15 protein-coding genes and 1 pseudogene are annotated in these 18405 nt (G+C 72.5%); 9 read left to right on the top strand and 7 right to left on the bottom strand.

Features of this window, described 5'->3' with window-relative positions:
- Positions 1-167 precede the first annotated feature (167 nt).
- On the top strand, positions 168-2042 hold the full coding sequence (gene otr(A), locus ABEB03_RS23345) for a tetracycline resistance ribosomal protection protein Otr(A) (RefSeq protein ID WP_345652613.1): 1875 nt from the start codon (positions 168-170) through the stop codon (positions 2040-2042).
- Between the two features lie 166 nt (positions 2043-2208).
- Positions 2209-2859, top strand: a complete 651-nt coding sequence (locus ABEB03_RS23350; protein ID WP_345652615.1) for a DUF4230 domain-containing protein — start codon at positions 2209-2211, stop codon at positions 2857-2859.
- Between the two features lie 63 nt (positions 2860-2922).
- Here the strand turns inward: ABEB03_RS23350 and ABEB03_RS23355 are convergent.
- Positions 2923-3396 (bottom strand): annotated as a pseudogene (locus tag ABEB03_RS23355) (complex I subunit 5 family protein); the annotation flags it as partial.
- Positions 3397-3839: 443 nt separating this feature from the next.
- Here ABEB03_RS23355 and ABEB03_RS23360 point away from each other — a divergent pair.
- Both ABEB03_RS23360 and ABEB03_RS23365 read left to right on the top strand, forming a co-directional pair.
- Positions 3840-4292, top strand: coding sequence for a VanZ family protein (locus ABEB03_RS23360; protein ID WP_345652737.1), 453 nt, complete (start codon positions 3840-3842; stop codon positions 4290-4292).
- A 139-nt stretch (positions 4293-4431) separates the two neighbouring features.
- A complete protein-coding gene (locus ABEB03_RS23365; protein WP_345652618.1) occupies positions 4432-5691 on the top strand; it encodes a lectin in 1260 nt (419 codons plus the stop codon).
- A gap of 125 nt (positions 5692-5816) precedes the next feature.
- Here the strand turns inward: ABEB03_RS23365 and ABEB03_RS23370 are convergent, their stop codons facing one another.
- Positions 5817-7250, bottom strand: coding sequence for an MFS transporter (locus ABEB03_RS23370; RefSeq protein ID WP_345652620.1), 1434 nt, complete (start codon positions 7248-7250; stop codon positions 5817-5819).
- 156 nt (positions 7251-7406) lie between these two features.
- Here ABEB03_RS23370 and ABEB03_RS23375 point away from each other — a divergent pair, with 156 nt between their 5' ends.
- Positions 7407-8054 (top strand): TetR/AcrR family transcriptional regulator, encoded by a 648-nt coding sequence (locus ABEB03_RS23375; RefSeq protein WP_345652622.1) that lies wholly within the window; start codon positions 7407-7409, stop codon positions 8052-8054.
- Positions 8055-8193: 139 nt separating this feature from the next.
- On the opposite strand, the gene ABEB03_RS23380 is transcribed toward ABEB03_RS23375, so the two are convergent.
- A complete protein-coding gene (locus tag ABEB03_RS23380; RefSeq protein ID WP_345652624.1) occupies positions 8194-9156 on the bottom strand; it encodes a hypothetical protein in 963 nt (320 codons plus the stop codon).
- Between the two features lie 270 nt (positions 9157-9426).
- Here ABEB03_RS23380 and ABEB03_RS23385 point away from each other — a divergent pair, with 270 nt between their 5' ends.
- Entirely contained in the window at positions 9427-11691 is a 2265-nt protein-coding gene (locus tag ABEB03_RS23385; RefSeq protein WP_345652626.1) for a heavy metal translocating P-type ATPase, read from the top strand.
- A 228-nt stretch (positions 11692-11919) separates the two neighbouring features.
- Here the strand turns inward: ABEB03_RS23385 and ABEB03_RS23390 are convergent, their stop codons facing one another.
- The 4 genes from ABEB03_RS23390 to ABEB03_RS23405 form a co-directional block, all read right to left on the bottom strand.
- Positions 11920-12291, bottom strand: a complete 372-nt coding sequence (locus tag ABEB03_RS23390; protein ID WP_345652740.1) for a peptidase inhibitor family I36 protein — start codon at positions 12289-12291, stop codon at positions 11920-11922.
- Between the two features lie 2 nt (positions 12292-12293).
- Positions 12294-13037: a hypothetical protein gene (locus ABEB03_RS23395; RefSeq protein ID WP_345652629.1), complete on the bottom strand. Its 744-nt coding sequence runs from the start codon at positions 13035-13037 to the stop codon at positions 12294-12296.
- Positions 13038-13067: 30 nt separating this feature from the next.
- Positions 13068-13442, bottom strand: coding sequence for a hypothetical protein (locus tag ABEB03_RS23400; protein ID WP_345652632.1), 375 nt, complete (start codon positions 13440-13442; stop codon positions 13068-13070).
- Between the two features lie 670 nt (positions 13443-14112).
- A complete protein-coding gene (locus ABEB03_RS23405; RefSeq protein WP_095938115.1) occupies positions 14113-14352 on the bottom strand; it encodes a hypothetical protein in 240 nt (79 codons plus the stop codon).
- Positions 14353-14674: 322 nt separating this feature from the next.
- On the opposite strand from ABEB03_RS23405, the gene ABEB03_RS23410 reads away from it, so the two are divergent.
- The 3 genes from ABEB03_RS23410 to ABEB03_RS23420 all read left to right on the top strand — a co-directional run bounded on the left by ABEB03_RS23410 (position 14675) and on the right by ABEB03_RS23420 (position 18371).
- Positions 14675-15712: a PHP domain-containing protein gene (locus ABEB03_RS23410; RefSeq protein ID WP_345652637.1), complete on the top strand. Its 1038-nt coding sequence runs from the start codon at positions 14675-14677 to the stop codon at positions 15710-15712.
- Positions 15713-16217: 505 nt separating this feature from the next.
- Entirely contained in the window at positions 16218-17030 is an 813-nt protein-coding gene (locus ABEB03_RS23415; protein ID WP_345652639.1) for an SAM-dependent methyltransferase, read from the top strand.
- Between the two features lie 381 nt (positions 17031-17411).
- Positions 17412-18371 (top strand): SDR family NAD(P)-dependent oxidoreductase, encoded by a 960-nt coding sequence (locus ABEB03_RS23420; protein ID WP_345652644.1) that lies wholly within the window; start codon positions 17412-17414, stop codon positions 18369-18371.
- Positions 18372-18405: the final 34 nt, after the last annotated feature.

The raw sequence follows: 18405 nt of genomic DNA on the forward strand, positions 1-18405 counted from the left end.
CCGGACCACGCCATGATGACGGCGTCAGAGCCACTCGCCCCATACCGCCCGGACCACGCCATGATGACGGCGTCAGAGCCACTCGCCCCAGGAGAACGACATGCGCCGATTCCTCGGAACACCTCAGCGCCCCCACCGGACGACTGTTCCCGAGGACTCGACCACGCATGCACACCCTGAACATCGGAATTCTGGCCCACGTCGACGCGGGTAAGACCAGCCTCACGGAGCGGCTGCTGTTCGACGGCGGCTCCATCGACCGGCTCGGCAGCGTCGACGCCGGTGACACCCGTACGGACGACGGGGCGATCGAGCGGCAGCGCGGCATCACGATCCGCTCGGCCGTCGCCGCCTTCCGCGCCGGAGACGTCCAGATCAACCTGATCGACACCCCCGGACACTCCGACTTCATCGCCGAGGTCGAGCGCGCCCTGGAGGTCCTGGACGGGGCGGTGCTGCTGCTCTCCGCCGTCGAGGGCGTGCAGGCGCAGACGCGCGTCCTGATGAGGACGCTGCGGCGGCTCGGTCTGCCCACCCTGGTCTTCGTCAACAAGATCGACCGGGCGGGGGCGCGCGAAGGCACGCTCCTCGACGACGTACGGCGGCTTCTCACGCCGTACGTGGTCCCGCTCAGCCGCGTCGAAGCCCTCGGCACACCGGACGCCCGGGTCCTGCCCCGGCCGCTCGACGACGCCGCGGCCGGCACGCTCGCGGAAGTGGATCCCGGTGTGCTGGCGGCGCTGGTCGACGGTCCGGCGCCGACCCCGGACGAGTTGGAGGCCGCGCTCGCCGCGCGGACGGCCGACGGCTCGGTCCATCCGGTCCTCTTCGGATCGGCGATCGGCGGGCAGGGCGTCGCGGACCTGGTCGCGCAGCTGATCCGGCTGGTCCCCGGCCCGACCGCGGCGCCGTCCTCCTCCGGTGAGCCGCGCGGCACGGTGTTCGCCGTACGGCCGGGGCCCGGAGGCGACCGCACGGCCTGGCTGCGCCTGTACGAGGGAGAGGTGAGGCAGCGTCAGCGGCTCGTGTTCCGGCGAAGGGAGCCGGACGGCCGGACCGCGCAGGTGCCCGGGCGGGCCCTGGGCATGCAGGTGGTCGGACGCCCTGAAGCCGACCGGCTCACCCCGGGGAACATCGCGGTGCTCCGTGGTGCGGGCGCGCTCCGCGTCGGCGACCGGCTCGGCCCGTCCGGTGACCGGGCGCAACAGTTCGCCGCCCCGACCCTGGAGACGCTGGTCCGGGCCAGGCGTACCGAGCAGGCCGCCGCACTGCGCGCCGCGCTGCTGGCCCTCGCCGACCAGGACCCGCTGCTGCACGCCAGGCCCGCCGCGTCCGGCGCCACCGCGCTGCTGCTGTACGGGGAGGTCCAGAAGGAGGTCCTCGCGGCCACGCTCGCCCAGGACTTCGGCATCGAGGCCGACTTCGAGCCGAGCCGGGTGCGGCTGCTGGAGCGCCCGGTGGGCACCGGTGAGGCGTGCGAGGAGATCCAGCGGCACGGGCACGTCGGGTTCTGGGCGACGATCGGGCTGCGGGTCGAACCGGGACCGCGCGGCTCCGGCGGAGTCTTCGCGTACGAGACCGAACTCGGCGCGCTGCCCCGGGCGTTCCACCAGGCGATCGAGGACACGGTGCACGCCACGCTGCTGGGCGGTCCGCGCGGCCGCCCGGTGACGGACTACCGGGTCACGCTCGTCCGCTCCGGGTTCGCGGCGCCGATCAGCACGGCGGCCGACTTCCGCGGGCTGACCCCTGTCGTGCTGCACCGGGCCCTGGAACGGGCGGGTACCCGCGTGTACGAGCCGTACCACGCCTTCGAGGTGGAGATCCCGCTCGACGCACTGGCCGCGGTGACGGCCCATCTGGCCGCGTGCGGCGCGGAGTTCGGGGCCACGACCGGCGGCCGCACCTCGTGGCTGGTCACGGGTGAGCTGCCCGCCGGCAAGGTGCGGGACGTCGAGTTGCGGCTCCCGGGACTGACGCACGGCGAAGGGGTCTGGTGGTCGCGTGTGTCCGGCGACCGTCCCGTCCGCGTCGCGCGCTGACCGATGCGTCGTGCGGAGCGGCGGCTCCGGCCGGTGCCGTAGGACGGGCGGACGCCGTGCGCCCGTGGCGTACGGCGAACCACGGCGGCGACGGTGACCGGCCCGACACGTGGGCCTGTCCCAGCAGTTGGGGGGTATCCGGGTCGTTGAAAGGAGGACCGTCGACATGACGACGTCCATCAAACGCATGCCCGGTTGGGCGAAGGTGGTCAGCGCCTTCGTGCTGGTGCTCGTGGTGCTGTTCGCCGGGGTGCGGCTGGCCCTTCTGCCGGGGCTGCACGACGTGTTCGGCACCGAGACCCACGACCGGTCGGGTCCCGCGCTGCTCAAGTCCATCCAGGACATCAGCCGTTACGACGCCGCGTCGGGCAACTTCCAGGTGGTCGTGGACCTGGAGAAGGACGCCAAGTACCTGCCCGACGCGATCCGCGGCACCCGCACGCTGTACGTGGGCGCCGGCACGGTCGACGCGTACGTCGACCTCGGCAAGCTCGGCGAGAAGGACGTGACGGTCGACAAGGACCGCACGTCGGCCACGCTGCGGCTTCCGCACGCGGCGCTGGGCAAGCCCGCGCTCGACCCCGACCACTCGTACGCCGTATCCAAGCAGCGTGGCCTCCTCGACCGGCTCGGCGACGTCTTCTCGGACAACCCGAACGACGAACGGGCGGTCCAGCGGCTCGCCGCCAAGCACATCGGCGAGGCCGCGAAGGACTCCCGCCTCACCGCGCGCGCCGAGGAGAACACCACCGGCATGCTCCAGGGCCTGCTGCGTTCCCTGGGCTTCGAGGAGGTGACGGTCACCTACGGCGCGTGAACCGGTCCTCCCGACGGCGGGCGACACCGTGGCCCGGATCCGACCTGGTCCGGACGACACCCCCTAGGACAGAATGCCCGGCAGCGCCAGCGCGCCGAGCAGCGTCGCGCCCGCCGGCGTCCAGGCCACGTAGTCACCGATGTGGCCCGACTGGAGGCGCCGCAGCGGTTCGGTCCACGGCTGCTCGCCGAACGGCTCCGGACGGGACACGGCGAGCGCGGCCGGGCCCAGCGCCGGCACCGTCGAGAGCAGTCCGAGGAGCACACCGGCGGGTGTCCAGTGGGGCGAGGTGGCCGCCCCGCCGGACCCCGCCTCGCTCACGGCGTGCCCCACCAGGCGCGCGACGCCCGGCACCCCGCCGACGGCGAGGGACCCGGCCGGCAGCAGAGCGGGAACCACGGTCGTCGTGTCCGGTACCCGGCTCAGCCGGTGCCGGGTCCCCGGCTCCTCACGGATGCCGGTGGTCTCGTACGCGGACACGTCGCGCGGTTCGGGGCCGGCTCCGAGGAACACGCGCGCGGCGACCCGCAGCACGGCGCACCGACGCGCCCGCTCGGCCCGGCCGGCCGCTCGACACCCTCTCGCGGCCCCGCATCGTTACCGGGATCGCGGGTATCCGCGATTACCCAGAGGGCAGTCGAAAACGGGAGGATCGCATGGTCCGTGCGGCATTTCTGACCGGTGCCGTCAGGTCCGGCAGGCGAGCGGCGGGGTCGGCGTCCGGCTCCGCGCGCGGGAAGACGGCGAAATCGGACGGGAAGACGTCGGCGAAGTCCGGCGGAGGAAAGGGGGGCAAGGCGGCGTCCGGTACCGGGCGTGGGAAGGCGGCCAGGACCGACGACGCCAAGTCCGGCCGGTCATCGAGGTCCGCCCGGTCCGGAGAGAAGGTCAACTCCTGGATATGGGGGCGCAAGTCCGCGCCCAAGAAACCGAGTTCGTCCTCGGGCGGCCGGTCACCGGCGGCGCGGGACACGAAGGTACTGCCGCTGCCCGTGCGCCTGCTGACCATGCTGCTGGCGTTCGCGGCCATGGTGGCCTTCGCCGCCGTGCTCGCCCGGCTGACCCTGGAGCCCTCCCCTGCCTCGGAGGCGCTGGTCCACAGCAATCTCCACCCGGGCCGCTCCCTGCACGCCTACCTGTCCCAGCCGGAGTTCCGCGACGCCGTGAAGCAGGTCGGCGGAAACCTGCTGCTCGGAGTGCCGTTCGGCATCCTGATGCCGACGCTGGCGCCGAAGACGCGGGGATTCCTGCGCGTACTGGTGCTCACCGCGCTCGTCATGCTCCTGGTCGAACTGGCCCAGGGAGCGTTCGTCACGGGACGCGCCTTCGACATCGACGACGTCATCCTCAACACCTCGGGCGCGCTGGTGGGTTACCTGCTGCTCGGACGCCGGCTCGGACGGGCGGTGCACCCCAAGCGCCGTCGCGCCTGAGAAACCAACGCCCGACTATTGGTCCGGACCAGAGTCTTGACACGTCCTTACCTCACTTCTTAAATCAAGAGGCGAAGCATGCACCCCCCACCCCAGTCGGCCCACCCGTCACGCGGGTCGCCGTACGGAAGGGAGAGTCATGGACTCCCCGCGCCTGCTCCGCAGATGTCTCCTCGCCGCCCTGTCGGGCGTGCTCGTCGCGTCCGCCGCCGTCGGCACCTCCGCGGCGGCGGACCCCACCGCCGCCCCGGCGGCGGCCGCCGCGGCGGTGACGTTCCAGGACACCTTCGACGGCCCCGCCGGTTCGGCCGTCGACTCGTCCAAGTGGCAGATCGAGACCGGCGACAACGTCAACAACCACGAGCGGCAGTACTACACGTCCGGGAACAAGAACGCGGCACTGGACGGCCAGGGTCATCTGGTGATCACCGCCCGCAAGGAGAACCCCAGCAACTACCAGTGCTGGTACGGCACTTGTCAGTACACCTCGGCACGCCTCAACACCTCCGGGAAGTTCACCACGACGTACGGCCACGTCGAGGCCCGGATGAAGATCCCGCGCGGGCAGGGCATGTGGCCCGCGTTCTGGATGCTCGGCAACGACATCGGACAGGTGGGCTGGCCCGCCTCCGGCGAGATCGACGTCATGGAGAACGTCGGCTTCGAACCGTCGACCGTGCACGGCACCATCCACGGCCCCGGCTACTCCGGCTCCGGCGGCATCGGCGCGGGCTACTCCCTGCCGAACGGCCAGGCCTTCGCGGACGCCTTCCACACGTTCGCCGTCGACTGGGCGCCCGACTCGATCACCTGGTCGGTCGACGGCACGGTCTACCAGCGCCGGACCCCCGCCGACCTGGGCGGCCGGACCTGGGTGTTCGACAAGCCGTTCTTCCTGATCCTCAATCTGGCCGTCGGCGGCTACTGGCCCGGCGATCCGGACGGCTCCACCGCCTTCCCGCAGCAACTCGTCGTGGACGAGGTGAAGGTGACCACCGGCGACAGTTCGGGCGGCGGCACCGGCGCTCCGATCAGGGGACTCGCGGGCAAGTGCGTGGACGTCGCCGGGGCGAACCCCGCCAACGGCACAGCCGTCCAGCTCTACGACTGCAACGGCACCGCCGCCCAGAAGTGGACAGTCTCCTCGGACGGCACCCTCCGCGCACTGGGCAAGTGCCTGGACGTCACCGGAAACGGCACCGCGGACGGGACGACCGTCCAGCTGTGGGACTGCACCGGCGGCCCCAACCAGAAGTGGACCGTCACCGGGGCTCACGACATCGTGAACCCGCAGGCCGACAAGTGCCTGGACGTCAAGGACAACAACTCCGCCAACGGGACCCGGCTGCAGATCTGGACGTGTTCCGGCACAGCCAACCAGAAGTGGACGGTGGGCTGACGGCCCGCCCGCGTCTCGTCGCCCGTGCAGGCTGCGGCTTCCGGTGCCGACCACGGCACCGGAAGCCGCCCGGCTCACGGCGGACCCTTCTCGACTGCTTGCCGCCGGTCGGTGGCCGTCCCTGATCAGTGCGCGTGCGGGCCGGTCATCCGAGGCCTGCCGCGCGGTACAAGACCCAGGGCCACGACGGCGCCGGCACCGGCCGCCACGGCGCACACCGTGAACGCGTCGCCGAAACCGCCCACCGAGCCACGCTCGAAGCCGGAGGCGGCGACGGTGGAGACGACGGCGACGCCGATCGAACCGCCCACCTCGTGAAAGGTGTTGACGACACCGGAGGCAAGCCCCGCCTCCTCGTGCTCGACCATGGCCAGAGCGGTCGTCGTGGCGGTGACGAAGACCGCACCGAGGCCGAGAGCGGCGACGACGAAGCCCGGCAGCAGCCCGGCGTAGACGTTGCCGGTCTCCGACAGTCGAGTCAGCGGGATGGTTCCGGCGGCTGCGACGGCCATGCCGGCAGCGGCCGTCGGGCGGCTGCCGATCCGGCCGACGAGCCGGGACCCGAGGTGCGCGCCGATGCCCGTGGCCACGGCGACCGGCAGGAACACCAGGCCGGTCTCCAACGGGCTGAAGCCGCGGATGTGCTGGAGATAGACGGACCCGAGAAAGAAGTACGCGATCAGCAGTGCGGTGGCGACGAGCATCAGGAACGCGCCCGCGAGCACCGGCCGCCGGGTGAACATCCTCAGGTCCATCAGCGGTGCCCGGCCGGCCCGTTCGACCGCCACGAAGGCCGTGTACGCGACCAGCGCACCGGCCAGCGGCAGCACGGTGGAGGTGTCCGCCCAGCCGTCGTCCCCCGCTTCGACAAGGCCGTAGATCAGTGCGGCGGTGCCCGCGGTGACGAGCAGTGCGCCGGGTACGTCGAGCCGTGCGGGCTGCGGGGTGCGGGCCGGGACGAGGGCGGGGAGTGCGACCAGCAGGAGCAGCCCGACCGGCACATTGATGAAGAACACCCATTGCCAGCCGGGCCCGTCGGTGAGGGCTCCGCCGAGAAGCACGCCGGCCGCGGAGCCGATGCCGCCGATGGCCGCCCAGACGCCGAGGGCCTTGTTGCGTTCGGTGCCGTGGAAGGTGGTGGCGACGAGGGAGAGCGCCGCCGGGGACAGCAGGGCCGCCCCGACGCCCTGGCCGATCCGGCCGCCGAGCAGCGTCGTGGCGTTCTGGGCCAGACCGGTGAGCAGTGAGGCCGCGGTGAACAGGACGAGTCCGGCGAGCAGGGTGCGGCGGGCACCGAGGGCGTCGGCGAGCCGACCGCCGAGCAGCATCAACCCGCCGAAGCAGAGGGTGTAGGCGGTCACCACCCAGGTCATCGTCGAGCGGCCGAGATCGAGGTCGGCAGCCATGTCGGGCAGGGCGACGTTCACGACGGTGACGTCGAGGACCAGCATGAACTGCGCGAGACAGATGAGTGCGAGGGCTGCCCAGCGGCGAGGGTCGGCGGGCAGGGGGCGGTCATGTCGGTCCGTCTGTGGCGTACCGGCTGCGGAATGGGCCATGAGGGGTCCTTCGGGAGGGAGTCGGAGTTCGGATCCGGCACCGCGGCCGGCGGGAGAAGGAGGCGTCAGCGCGCCGGTCATGGAGCTCAACTGAACTGTACCGTTCAGTTTATATGAACTCAACAGTACAGTTCAGTTGGCTGCTAGGGTCGCCGCATGAGCGAGGACAGCGTCAAACAGCCCCCCAGCGGCCGTCGCGCGGAGATGAAGCGGCGGGCCATCGTCCGAGCCGCTCGTTCGTTGTTCCTGCGGGACGGATTCGGCGTGGGGATGGACACCATCGCCGCCGAGGCGGGCGTGTCGAAAGTGACCGTCTACAACCACTTCGGCAGCAAGGAAGCCTTGTTCACAGAGGTCATCACGGACGCGCTCGACGAGCCGCTGGCCGGGGAGTCGGCGGCCGCGCTGGAAGGCCTGACGAAGGCCGAGGACCTGAGGAGCGCCCTCGTCGACGCGGCCCGGACCTGGGTCCGTGCCGTGCGCACGAACGACGAGGTCGCCGCCTTGCGCAACCTCGTCGCCGCGGAGGTCCACCGCTTCCCCGAACTCGGCGAGGCCTGGCGGCATCGCGGCGCGGAGAGCCACCACCCCGCTGTCGCGGGTGCACTTCAGGGCCTGGCCGAGCAGGGCCGGCTGGAGATCTCCGACCTCCAGGTGGCGATCATCCAGTTCTACGGCCTGCTGGTCTTCCCCCACATGGTCTTCAGCACCTATGGCACGCACATCGACGAGGACCTGACGGACCGTCTCATCAGCGACGGGGTCTCCATGTTCCTGGAGCACTACAGCCCACCAGGCACCTGACAGCGGGCACAGCAGAGGTGGGACACTCCCGGTGCCCCACCCTCGGTCTCACAGCTGACACATCGGCCGCCCGCGAGGAGCGGCTCGCACACCGGAGGCCCTCCGGTCGGCCGCACGGCGGTCCGGACAGGGCCGCGCCTCAGTGCGCATGCCCGGCCTCCCGCTCGGCGGGCTCGCCGTGCGATGTCCCGGACTCGTCCGCCGCGCCCCCCACGTGCACGGTGAAGGCGGCCGTGCGCACCTTGCCGTCGTGCCGGAAGTCCAGGAACAGGCGGTACGCGCCGGCGCTGGGCGCCGTGGCGGTGAAGGAGACCTCCGGACCGGGCCGGGTCCTGCCGTCGCCGGGCTCGCCGTTGGGGTGGACGTGCAGGTAGGCGAGGTCACCGGAGCGCAGGGCGACCAGGTGGCCGTAGGAGCCCAGGTACGGCTGGAGGTCCCGGACCGGCGCACCGTCCTTCGCCACCGTCAGCGTCAGTTCCCCGGCCCGGCCGGGCTCCAGGGTTCCGCCGAGCGTCACCTCGTAACCGTCGACCTCGGCGGTGGCGCCGCGGTGCGGCAGTTCGGCGGGCTCGTACGTGCCGGATGCCGCGAGATCCGCGCCGAGCGTGAGCGCCTCGCCGCCTTCGGGCCTGAAGTCGGCGAAGACGCGGTAGTCGCCGGCTTCGGGCAGTTCCACGGGGGTGGACCAGGTGCCGTCGGCGGCCCGGGTGGGATGCAGGTGGCGGTAGACGGTGAGGTCGCGTGAGGCAAGGATCAGGTGGAGCTCCTTGCCGTGTTCACGCTGGTACGCGGTGACGTTTCGGCCCGTTCCGTCCTGCACGACGGCGAAGCGCAGAGCCGCCTTCTCGCCGGCTTCGACACGCGGGGTCCTCAGGTCGAGCGTGTAGCCGTTCCTCGAGACCTCCAGGCCCCCCGGGCCCGTCGCCGCGGGGCCGCCACCGTGCTCCTCGCGACCGGTTCCCGCGGCACCCTCATGACCGTCGTGTGCGCTGCCCTTCGGCTCGGGCGAGACCGCGTCGACCGCACCGCCCACGCCGTAGGCGGTGCCGAACGTCGCGGCGAGAGCGGCGGCGAAGACGGCGATCCGCAGTCCGGTGTTCATGGCTCACTCCTCATCCTCGGGCCGCTCATGACGAGCGACCAACCCAACTTCAACATACCCCCAGGGGGTATGAAGTCAAGCGTGATGACCGCTTGCCGCGAATACGGGTGGGGGGTATACATGGAGCCGTTGCCGGATACCCCCACGGGGTATCTGTCTCCGGCGCGTGACCGCCTGACCACGAGCCGGGAGGGGGTTCGCGACTTCGTGGTCCCCTCCCCGTCCCACTCCCTCGCACTGTCGAGCGTCCGTACGTTCCGAGGAGCAGACATGACCACCATCACGCCCGGTGCCGCCGCGGTCGAATTGGCCATCGGCGGCATGACCTGCGCCTCGTGCGCCGCCCGCATCGAGAAGAAGCTCAATCGCATGGACGGGGTCGAGGCCACCGTCAACTACGCCACCGAGAAGGCGAAGGTGACCTACCGCGAGGACGTCACCGTCGGCGACCTGATCGCGACGGTGGAGGCCACCGGCTACACCGCGCGCGAGCCCGAGCCCGTACGCACCGCTCCGGAGGCGGACGGTGGCCCCGCGCAGGAGGAGAGCGACGCGTTGCTTCCGCTGCGCCGGCGGCTGACGGCCGCCGTGGTCCTGGCCGTACCGGTGATCGCGACGGCCATGGTCCCGGCGCTGCAGTTCGAGTACTGGCAGTGGCTCTCGCTGACGCTGGCGGCGCCCGTCGTGACGTATGCCGCCTGGCCCTTCCACAAGGCGGCCTGGACCAACGCCAGGCACGGCGCCGCCACCATGGACACGCTGATATCGGTCGGTACGTCAGCGGCCTTCCTGTGGTCGGTGTGGGCGCTGTTCTTCGGCACGGCCGGCACGCCCGGCATGACGCACCCCTTCGAGCTCACCGTCGCCCGCACCGACGGTGCCGGGAACATCTACCTGGAGGCCGCGGCGGGTGTCACGGCCTTCATCCTGGCCGGCCGGTATTTCGAGGCGCGCTCCAAGCGCAAGGCCGGCGCGGCGCTGAAGGCGCTGCTGGAGCTGGGCGCCAAGGAGGTCACGGTGCTGCGTCACGGCGGGGAGGAGATCGTCCCTGTCGGCGATCTGAAGGCCGGTGACCGGTTCCTCGTCCGGCCCGGCGAGAAGATCGCCACGGACGGTGTGGTGGTCGAGGGAGCGTCCGCCGTCGACGCCTCCATGCTGACGGGCGAGTCGGTCCCGGTCGAGGTCGGCACGGGGGACACCGTCACCGGCGCCACACTGAACGCCGGGGGGCGCCTGGTCGTGGAGGCCACCCGGATCGGCGCCGACACTCAGCTCGCCCGGATGGCGAAGCTGGTCGAGGACGCGCAGAACGGCAAGGCCGCGGCCCAGCGGCTCGCCGACAGGATCTCCGCGGTGTTCGTCCCTGTCGTGATCGCCCTGGCGCTCGGCACCCTGGGTTTCTGGCTCGGCAACGGCGCGGGCCTGACCGCCGCCTTCACCGCCGCGGTCGCGGTCCTGATCATCGCCTGCCCGTGCGCCCTGGGGCTCGCCACGCCGACCGCCCTCATGGTCGGCACCGGACGCGGCGCGCAGCTCGGCATCCTCATCAAGGGTCCCGAGGTCCTGGAGACCACGCGCACGGTCGACACCATCGTCCTGGACAAGACCGGCACCGTGACCACCGGCAGGATGACGCTTCTCGCCGTGCACGCCGCTGACGGCACGGACGAGACGGAGGTCCTGCGTCTGGCGGGTGCCCTGGAGCATTCCTCGGAACACCCCGTCGCCCAGGCCGTCGCCTCCGGCGCCGCCGCCCGGGTGGGCTCGCTCCCCGCTCCCGAGGACTTCGCGAATGTCGCCGGGCTGGGCGTCCAGGGAGTCGTCGCGGGCCACGCCGTCCTCGTCGGCCGGGAGAAGCTGCTGGACGAGTGGGTCATCTCCCTGCCCGAGGAGCTGCGGCGCGCCAAGGCCGAAGCCGAGGAAGCCGGACGTACCGCCATCGCGGTCGCCTGGGACGGCGAGGCCCGCGCGGTCCTCGAGGTCGCCGACGCCGTCAAGGCGACGAGCCCGGAGGCCGTCGAGCGCCTGCGCGCCCTCGGCCTGACACCGATGCTGCTGACCGGCGACAACGAGGCGGTCGCCGAGGCGGTCGCGGGCGAGGTGGGCATCGCGCCCGAGCACGTGATCGCCGAGGTCATGCCGCAGGACAAGGTCGATGTGGTCAAGCGCCTGCAGAGCGAGGGCCGTTCGGTCGCCATGGTCGGCGACGGCGTCAACGACGCCGCCGCTCTGGCACAGGCCGACCTGGGTCTGGCGATGGGCACCGGCACGGACGCCGCGATCGAGGCCGGGGACCTGACACTCGTGCGGGGCGACCTGCGGGTCGCGGCGGACGCCATTCGCCTGTCCCGCAAGACGCTGGGGACCATCAGGTCCAACCTCTTCTGGGCCTTCGCCTACAACGTCGCCGCCCTGCCGCTGGCGGCAGCCGGCCTGCTCAACCCGATGATCGCGGGAGCGTCCATGGCGTTCTCCTCGGTCTTCGTGGTTGGCAACAGCCTGCGACTGCGCGGCTTCCGGCCCGCCGACCGCTGAGACAGCCGGGACGAGCAGTGGCGAACGGGCCCGGGCGGAAGTCACCGAGGCACCGCGGACCGTCGCCCGGCTCGTGCGGGCCCGACGACGAGTTCCGGGTCCGGGCGGTCGGACCGCCCGGACCCGGATCTCTCCGTGCCGGATCCGTGTCTCCCTGCTCGACCGTCCGCCCGCGGCCCCCACCGCGGGCGGACGGAGCCGGGTGGCCCGGGTCAGCCGGTCAGCCGGTCAGCAGCTCATGGCCCAGGTGTGGGAGTCGCCGCGGTCGTTGGCGACGCCGTTGTAGCCGACCTCCTCGCCCGGGGTGAGGCAGACCGTCATGTCTCCGCCCTGATAGGCGTCCTCGTAGACCTTGACGTGGTCCTTGACCCCCGGAGCCGAGATGCCGTGATTGGCCCAGGAGGAGTCGGTGTCGGCGATCCAGCTCTCCCACCAGCCGTCGTCCCCCGACCAGTTGGCACGCTGGCCGGCGAAATTGGCGTTCTCCCAGACGCAGAACTCGCCGCTCGGGCAGTCCGCCGCGCCGGAGGGTGCGGCGAGGGCCAGTCCGCTTCCGAGGGCGAGGACGACTGCGGCGGCGGAGGTGGCGAGGCGCTTCATGATCACGAGGTGGTACTGCCTTTCTTTCGGTTCACCGGGACGGTCCGCGCGGCGTACAGGGCCGCCGCGCGCTGCAGTGCGCGGGTGCGCAGCCGCTGGTAGGTGGTCAGCTGGTCGCGCCGGTCGGCGCGGACCCGGTTCAGCAGGGCCGGCTCCAGGCGGGCCCTGAGCCGGGCGAGGCCGCTCGCCCGGGCACAGCGCGCGGAGACGGCAGGGTCGGGCCGCTCGGGCCGGGGCCCGTCGGACGGGGTGACGCAGCGGGTCCAACGGGCCCGCGCCGCGTGGTAGCCGGGGTCGCGGTCCATGCGCTGCTGGGCCTCGGCACGGAGGTTGTTGACGACGACGCGGCTGCGGAACCAGAGCGGCTGGTCGCCGTACAGCTCGCGCTGCGCGGCGGCCAGGCATCCGTCGGTGTGACCGGTGACGGTGTATCCGGTGGCGAGGGTGACGGACAGCTCGGACCGGCCGGCACCGAACAGGGCCGCCTGGAGCCGGCGGTCCCGCTCGGACGAGCCGTCGCGGCGGCCGGACGGGGCGTGACGCAGCGTCAGGCCCCGTCCGGCCAGGCAGCGTTCGACGAGCACCTGCTGGGCGGTGTCGATGAGGTCGTCCTTGCCGCGTTCGGTGGCCGGCAGCGACAGCGCCCCGCGCGGGTCCTCTCCGGGTGCGGTCGTCGCGTCCGTGGCGCATCCCGTCAGCGTCAGCGCCCCCAGCAACGCGAGGAGCACCGGCGTCGTCGGTTTCATGGCCTGTTGTGGGCTGGGCCGGCTCACGCGTCAGCCGACCTCGCAGCCCATCGTCGTGTCGGCCACGCCGTCGAGCCGGGCTCCCCAGGGCCAGTTGTCGGCCAGGTCACGGGCACGGATCAGCCGGTAGTGACAGGTGCCGCGGCCCCAGTCGATGGCGTACACGGCGGTGTCCGCGGTGGAGCGGAAGGACGCGGTCTTGTCGTGCAGGAACTCGGGCACATCCGTATAGCCCGGTGGTGTGTAGCACCAGGAACTGCCGTGCTGTCCGGCCGCCGTCCAGAAGCACACGTCGCCGGCGCGCCGGGCCTCGGAGGCGGTCGCGGACGGGGCCGCGAGGAGCGCCGAGGCCGCCAGGGCGGTGCCGGCGAGGGCGGCTGCGGGCACGGCGAAACCACGGAACATGACGACTCCCGGTGGGATGTGGGGGGCGCCGGGGTCGTCGTGATCACCCGGCGAGGTCAACGTGCCCTCGCGGGATCGGGCCCATGCGCGGTTCCCACCGAACAATGATCTTTGGCGAGGTGTGGGGGCATTCGCGCTCTCCCCGGCTCGCAACGGCGCGAAACCCGCAGGTCCGCGCGCTCCCCGCCACCCGCCGGCCCGCCACGCCGCGCCAGGACGCCACCGCCGCCGTGCGGTGCTTCCGGCCGACACCCCTGCCACGGGCCGGGCGGGCCAGGACGGCTCCTGACCGGGGCTCTCCGTCCGGCCGTACCCGCGCGGCTCAGGACCGGCGGGGGCACGTCAGCGGCTCAGGACCGGGGGCACGTCAACGGCTCACGGCCAGGGACGGCCTTCTCGCGCGTCATGGCCGGCGCGTGGTCCTCCTCGACCTGGAGCGTCGGCCCCACGGGCTCGTGCCACCGCACGGTCGGGGCCCGCCGACTCTCGACCTGGGGAGCCTCCCCGGAGGCGCGTGCCGCCCACGGCCGGGGCGTGCCGTCTCACAGCCGGGGCGTGCCGTCTCGCGGCCGGGCGGCACTCTCGTCCCACGGCCGGGGGTCCCTGCCCGCTTGCCGCTTCCCGGTTCCCGATGCGCGAAGCGGGGTGCCGGGGTCCGAGCGCGGGCGGCCTAGGTGCGCGGCGTCCAGGTGAGCTTGTCTCCACCCACCCAGCGGACCACCTCGGGGTCGTCGAGATCATGGACGGTGATGCCGTAGGCCGCTGCGGTCTCCAGGACGTCGGTGATCGCCTTCGCCGAGCCGACGACCTCACCGTCGATCTCCATGATCCGGAACGGCGGCGTTCCGGGCTGGACTCCGAGCACCATGATCCGCGGGTGGGAAATGTAGGGGCTCGCGATTTCGGTCATGAATAGAGCGTAGAGCGGTTCCGGCGGATCAGCGGCCGAGCGCCGCGGGCATCCGCGGGCGGACCGCTCTCCCACGGCGGCACGGTGCGGCTCCGCGCGTTTCGCCCGGCCGGGTGAGCGGCCGGGCGATCAGCCGGTGAGCAGCCGGGGCGCCCACGGCGTACGGACACCACGGTCGGCCGCACGCCCCGCCGTGCGGTGCCACGACGGCTGGGCAACGCTGGAGGAACCGCCCCGGATCGTGGATCAGGGCCGGAGCGCGGATCAGGACAGGGACGCGGATCAGGGTCGATCCGGTGCGATCAGGGGCGAGGAGGCGCCGATGGACCCCTTGGAGGCTCTGGACCGCATCGCGTTCCTGCTGGAGCGGTCCCAGGCGCCCGCCTACCGTGTCCGGGCCTTCCGCACCGCCGAGGCGGTACTCGCCGGCCTGCCTCCCGGGGGCGTGGCGGAGCGGGCGGCGGCCGGGACGCTGGAGTCGCTCAAGGGCATCGGCCCGAAGACCGCGCAGGTCGTGCGCGAGGCGCTCGCCGGTGAGGTGCCCGCCTACCTGGAACGTCTGGAGGGCGGGACCGAGGAACCGCTCGTCCGGGGCGGCGAGGCCCTGCGGGCACTGCTGCGCGGCGACTGTCATCTGCACTCCGACTGGTCGGACGGCGGCAGTCCGATCCGGGACATGGGCCGGACGGCGGCCCGGCTCGGCCACGAGTGGGCGGTCCTCACGGACCACTCCCCGCGGCTGACCGTGGCCCGCGGACTCTCCCCGGAGCGGCTGCGCGAACAACTGGACGTGGTGGCGGAGCTGAACGAGCGGTGGGCGCCCTTCCGGCTGCTCACCGGCATCGAGTGCGACATCCTCGACGACGGATCGCTCGACCAGGAGCCGGAGTTGCTGGACCGGCTGGACGTCGTGGTCGTGTCGGTGCACTCCAAACTGCGCATGGACGCGCGCTCGATGACCCGGCGGATGGTGGCCGCCGTGCGCAATCCGCTGTCGGACGTGCTCGGGCACTGCACGGGCCGTCTCGTCGGCGGGCGCGGCCGGCCCGAGTCGGAGTTCGACGCGGAGGCGGTGTTCGCGGCCTGCGCCGAGTCGGGCACGGCCGTGGAGATCAACAGCCGTCCCGAGCGGCTCGACCCGCCCCGCCGGCTGCTGCGCCGGGCGGTCGACGCGGGGGTGCTGTTCTCCCTGGACACCGATGCGCACGCGCCCGGCCAGCTGGACTGGCAGGCCTACGGCTGCGCGCGGGCCGAGGAGTGCGGGGTGCCCGCCGAACGTGTGGTGACCACCTGGACCGTCGAGGAACTGCTGGCCTGGACCGGGGACCGGGTGACACCGGAGCGTGCGAGCCGCGTCTGACGTGTCCTCCTGCGGCACCCGCGCCGGGCGTGCAGCCCGGCGGGGCGCGGACCACCGGGACGAACCCCGCCCAGCAGCCGGACGCGGACCACCGGGACGGACCCCGCCCAGCAGCCGGACGCGGACCACCGAGACGAACCCCGCCCAGCTGCCAAGGGCGGCACTGGGACGGGCCGGCCCTGCTCGCGGGCGCGCGTCCGACTGCGGCCGTACTCCCCCGCGGTCCCCTGGACCCCGGCCGTCGCCCCCTCGCGAGCGGCCCGTGAACCCCTCGCGACCGGCCCGTGAACCCCTCGCGATCCCCCCTCGGCCGCTCGCGATCCGTCCGCCGAACGGGAGTGCGTGCCTCATGCGCGGATTCCCGGGACGTCGTGATCACCGGGCGGCACAATGGCGGCGACGGTCCGGTGCCGCCCGCGGCGGCCGGTCGGCGGCGACGGTCCCGTGCCGGCCACGGCAGCCGTCCGCGCCCGGGAGGGACCGGGGCGCGCAGGGAGGAGAACGCGTGAGTGACAGCCAGAGCCCAGCCGGCGGGTCCCCGCGACTGAACACCGGCGTGGCGCACAACGCCCGCGTCTGGAACTACTGGATCGGCGGCAAGGACCACTACGAGGTCGACCAGGCGGTGGGCGACCAGGTCGCGTCCATGTTCCCGGTGATCCGTGACGTGGCCCGGGCGGACCGGGCCTTCCTCGGCCGCGCCGTCAGTCACCTGACGGCGGAGCGCGGGGTGCGGCAGTTCCTGGACATCGGCACCGGGCTGCCCACGCTGGACAACACCCATGAGATCGCGCAGCGGATCGCGCCGGAGGCGCGGATCGTGTACGTGGACAACGACCCGATCGTGCTGGTGCACGCCCGCTCGCTGCTGACCAGCACGCCCGAGGGGAGCACCGACTACATCGACGCGGACGTGCACCGCCCGGACACCATCGTCCAGGGGGCCGCCGCGACCCTCGACCTCACCCGGCCCGTCGCCGTGATGATGCTCGGCATCCTCAACTTCGTCCTCGACACCGAGCAGGCGCGGGAGATCGTGCGCACGGTCATGGCCGCCGTCCCGTCGGGCAGTTGCCTGGTCCTGACGCATCCCACCACCGACGCCGACCTGGGCGGCGAGGGCAACGTCGAGGCGATGAAGTTCTGGAACGAGAACGCCACTCCGCCGATCACCGCGCGCAGCCGTGCGGAGATCGCCGCGTTCTTCGACGGTCTGGACCTGGTCGAGCCGGGTCTCGTCTCGTGCTCGCGGTGGCACGCCGACGGGGACACCGCAGCGGTCGTCCCCCAGTTCGGCGCGGTCGCGGTGAAACCGTGACGGTCCCGGAGACGGGGACTCAGCGGCCGGGTCGGCGAGACGCCGACGCAGGTGCTGGGCGCGGTGAAACCGTGACAGGCCGGGCACGGTACCCGTGACGTAGATCACCACGCCTGGATTCGACCCCGGGGAACACCCGCAGGTAGTTTCCCGTTGAACGACTCGTGGGTGCGGATGGGACAGTGTCCCCGGGCCTCACCACATGCCCACAGGGACGATCGTTCGGCTGAAGCCCTGTGGAGCCTTTCGCCGAGAGGCGACCGCCATCCGGGCCCCCACATACGGCCCCGACCGAGATTCCCCCGTCCGGTCGGGGCCTTTCCCTTGCCCGGGCGGGGCGCGCTTGACTTCGAGTTCACTTCAATTCGTAGCGTGCGGAGCATGAGCACTGCACAGCACAAGATCGGTTCTGGTTTCGGTGCCCGGAGCACCGCCGACGACGTCCTGAACGGGATCGACCTCTCCGGAAAGCTCGCGATCGTCACCGGCGGCTACTCGGGCCTCGGGCTGGAGACGACCCGCGCCCTCACCAGGGCGGGCGCCCGGGTCGTCGTCCCGGCCCGCCGCCCGGACACGGCGCGCGAGGCGCTGGACGGCGTCGACGCGGTCGAGGTGGAGGAGCTCGACCTCGGCGACCTGGAGAGCGTCCGCGTCTTCGCCGAGGGGTTCCTCGCCTCGGGCCGCACCGTCGACCTCATGATCAACAACGCCGGGATCATGGCCTGCCCCGAGACGCGAGTGGGACCGGGCTGGGAGGCGCAGTTCGCGACCAATCACCTCGGGCACTACGCACTGGTGAACCGGCTCTGGCCGGCGATCGCACCGGGCGGGGCGCGTGTGGTGTCGGTGTCGTCCGCGGGTCACCACTTCTCCGGCATCCGCTGGGACGACGTGCACTGGGCGAACGGCTACGACAAGTGGGAGGCCTACGGCCAGGCGAAGACCGCGAACGTGCTGTTCGCGGTGCACCTGGACCGGCTCGGCCAGGAGTCCGGCGTGCGGGCCTTCGCCCTGCACCCCGGCGGCATCCTCACACCGCTCCAGCGCCACCTCCCGCGCGAGGAGATGGTCGAGCGCGGCTGGATCGACGAGAACGGCACCCCGCTGAACCCCGAGGGCTTCAAGACGCCCGAGCAGGGCGCGGCCACCCAGGTGTGGGCCGCGACCTCGCCGCAGCTGGCCGGCATGGGCGGGGTGTACTGCGAGGACTGCGACATCGCCGAGCCCGCGCCGGCGGACGGCACCCGGGTCGGCGTGTGCGCCCACGCGACCGACCCCGAGCAGGCCGCGCGACTGTGGGAGCTGTCGGCGGAGCTGACCGGGGTGAACGCGTTCGCCTGATCTCCGTACGGCCGGGGCGCGCGGCCCGCCGGCC

It is taken from the genome of Streptomyces siamensis (assembly GCF_039543605.1).
In the GTDB taxonomy this organism is placed as follows: domain Bacteria; phylum Actinomycetota; class Actinomycetes; order Streptomycetales; family Streptomycetaceae; genus Streptomyces; species Streptomyces siamensis.

What these genes read in the sequence shown, in the direction of transcription:
- ABEB03_RS23350 (WP_345652615.1), top strand. Translation starts at nt 2,209, where the DNA reads ATGACGACGTCCATCAAACGCATGCCCGGTTGGGCGAAGGTGGTCAGC.
- ABEB03_RS23365 (WP_345652618.1), top strand. Translation starts at nt 4,432, where the DNA reads ATGGACTCCCCGCGCCTGCTCCGCAGATGTCTCCTCGCCGCCCTGTCG.
- ABEB03_RS23370 (WP_345652620.1), bottom strand. Translation starts at nt 7,250, where the DNA reads ATGGCCCATTCCGCAGCCGGTACGCCACAGACGGACCGACATGACCGC.
- ABEB03_RS23375 (WP_345652622.1), top strand. Translation starts at nt 7,407, where the DNA reads ATGAGCGAGGACAGCGTCAAACAGCCCCCCAGCGGCCGTCGCGCGGAG.
- ABEB03_RS23380 (WP_345652624.1), bottom strand. Translation starts at nt 9,156, where the DNA reads ATGAACACCGGACTGCGGATCGCCGTCTTCGCCGCCGCTCTCGCCGCG.
- ABEB03_RS23385 (WP_345652626.1), top strand. Translation starts at nt 9,427, where the DNA reads ATGACCACCATCACGCCCGGTGCCGCCGCGGTCGAATTGGCCATCGGC.
- ABEB03_RS23390 (WP_345652740.1), bottom strand. Translation starts at nt 12,291, where the DNA reads ATGAAGCGCCTCGCCACCTCCGCCGCCGCAGTCGTCCTCGCCCTCGGA.
- ABEB03_RS23395 (WP_345652629.1), bottom strand. Translation starts at nt 13,037, where the DNA reads ATGAAACCGACGACGCCGGTGCTCCTCGCGTTGCTGGGGGCGCTGACG.
- ABEB03_RS23400 (WP_345652632.1), bottom strand. Translation starts at nt 13,442, where the DNA reads ATGTTCCGTGGTTTCGCCGTGCCCGCAGCCGCCCTCGCCGGCACCGCC.
- ABEB03_RS23405 (WP_095938115.1), bottom strand. Translation starts at nt 14,352, where the DNA reads ATGACCGAAATCGCGAGCCCCTACATTTCCCACCCGCGGATCATGGTG.
- ABEB03_RS23410 (WP_345652637.1), top strand. Translation starts at nt 14,675, where the DNA reads ATGGACCCCTTGGAGGCTCTGGACCGCATCGCGTTCCTGCTGGAGCGG.
- ABEB03_RS23420 (WP_345652644.1), top strand. Translation starts at nt 17,412, where the DNA reads ATGAGCACTGCACAGCACAAGATCGGTTCTGGTTTCGGTGCCCGGAGC.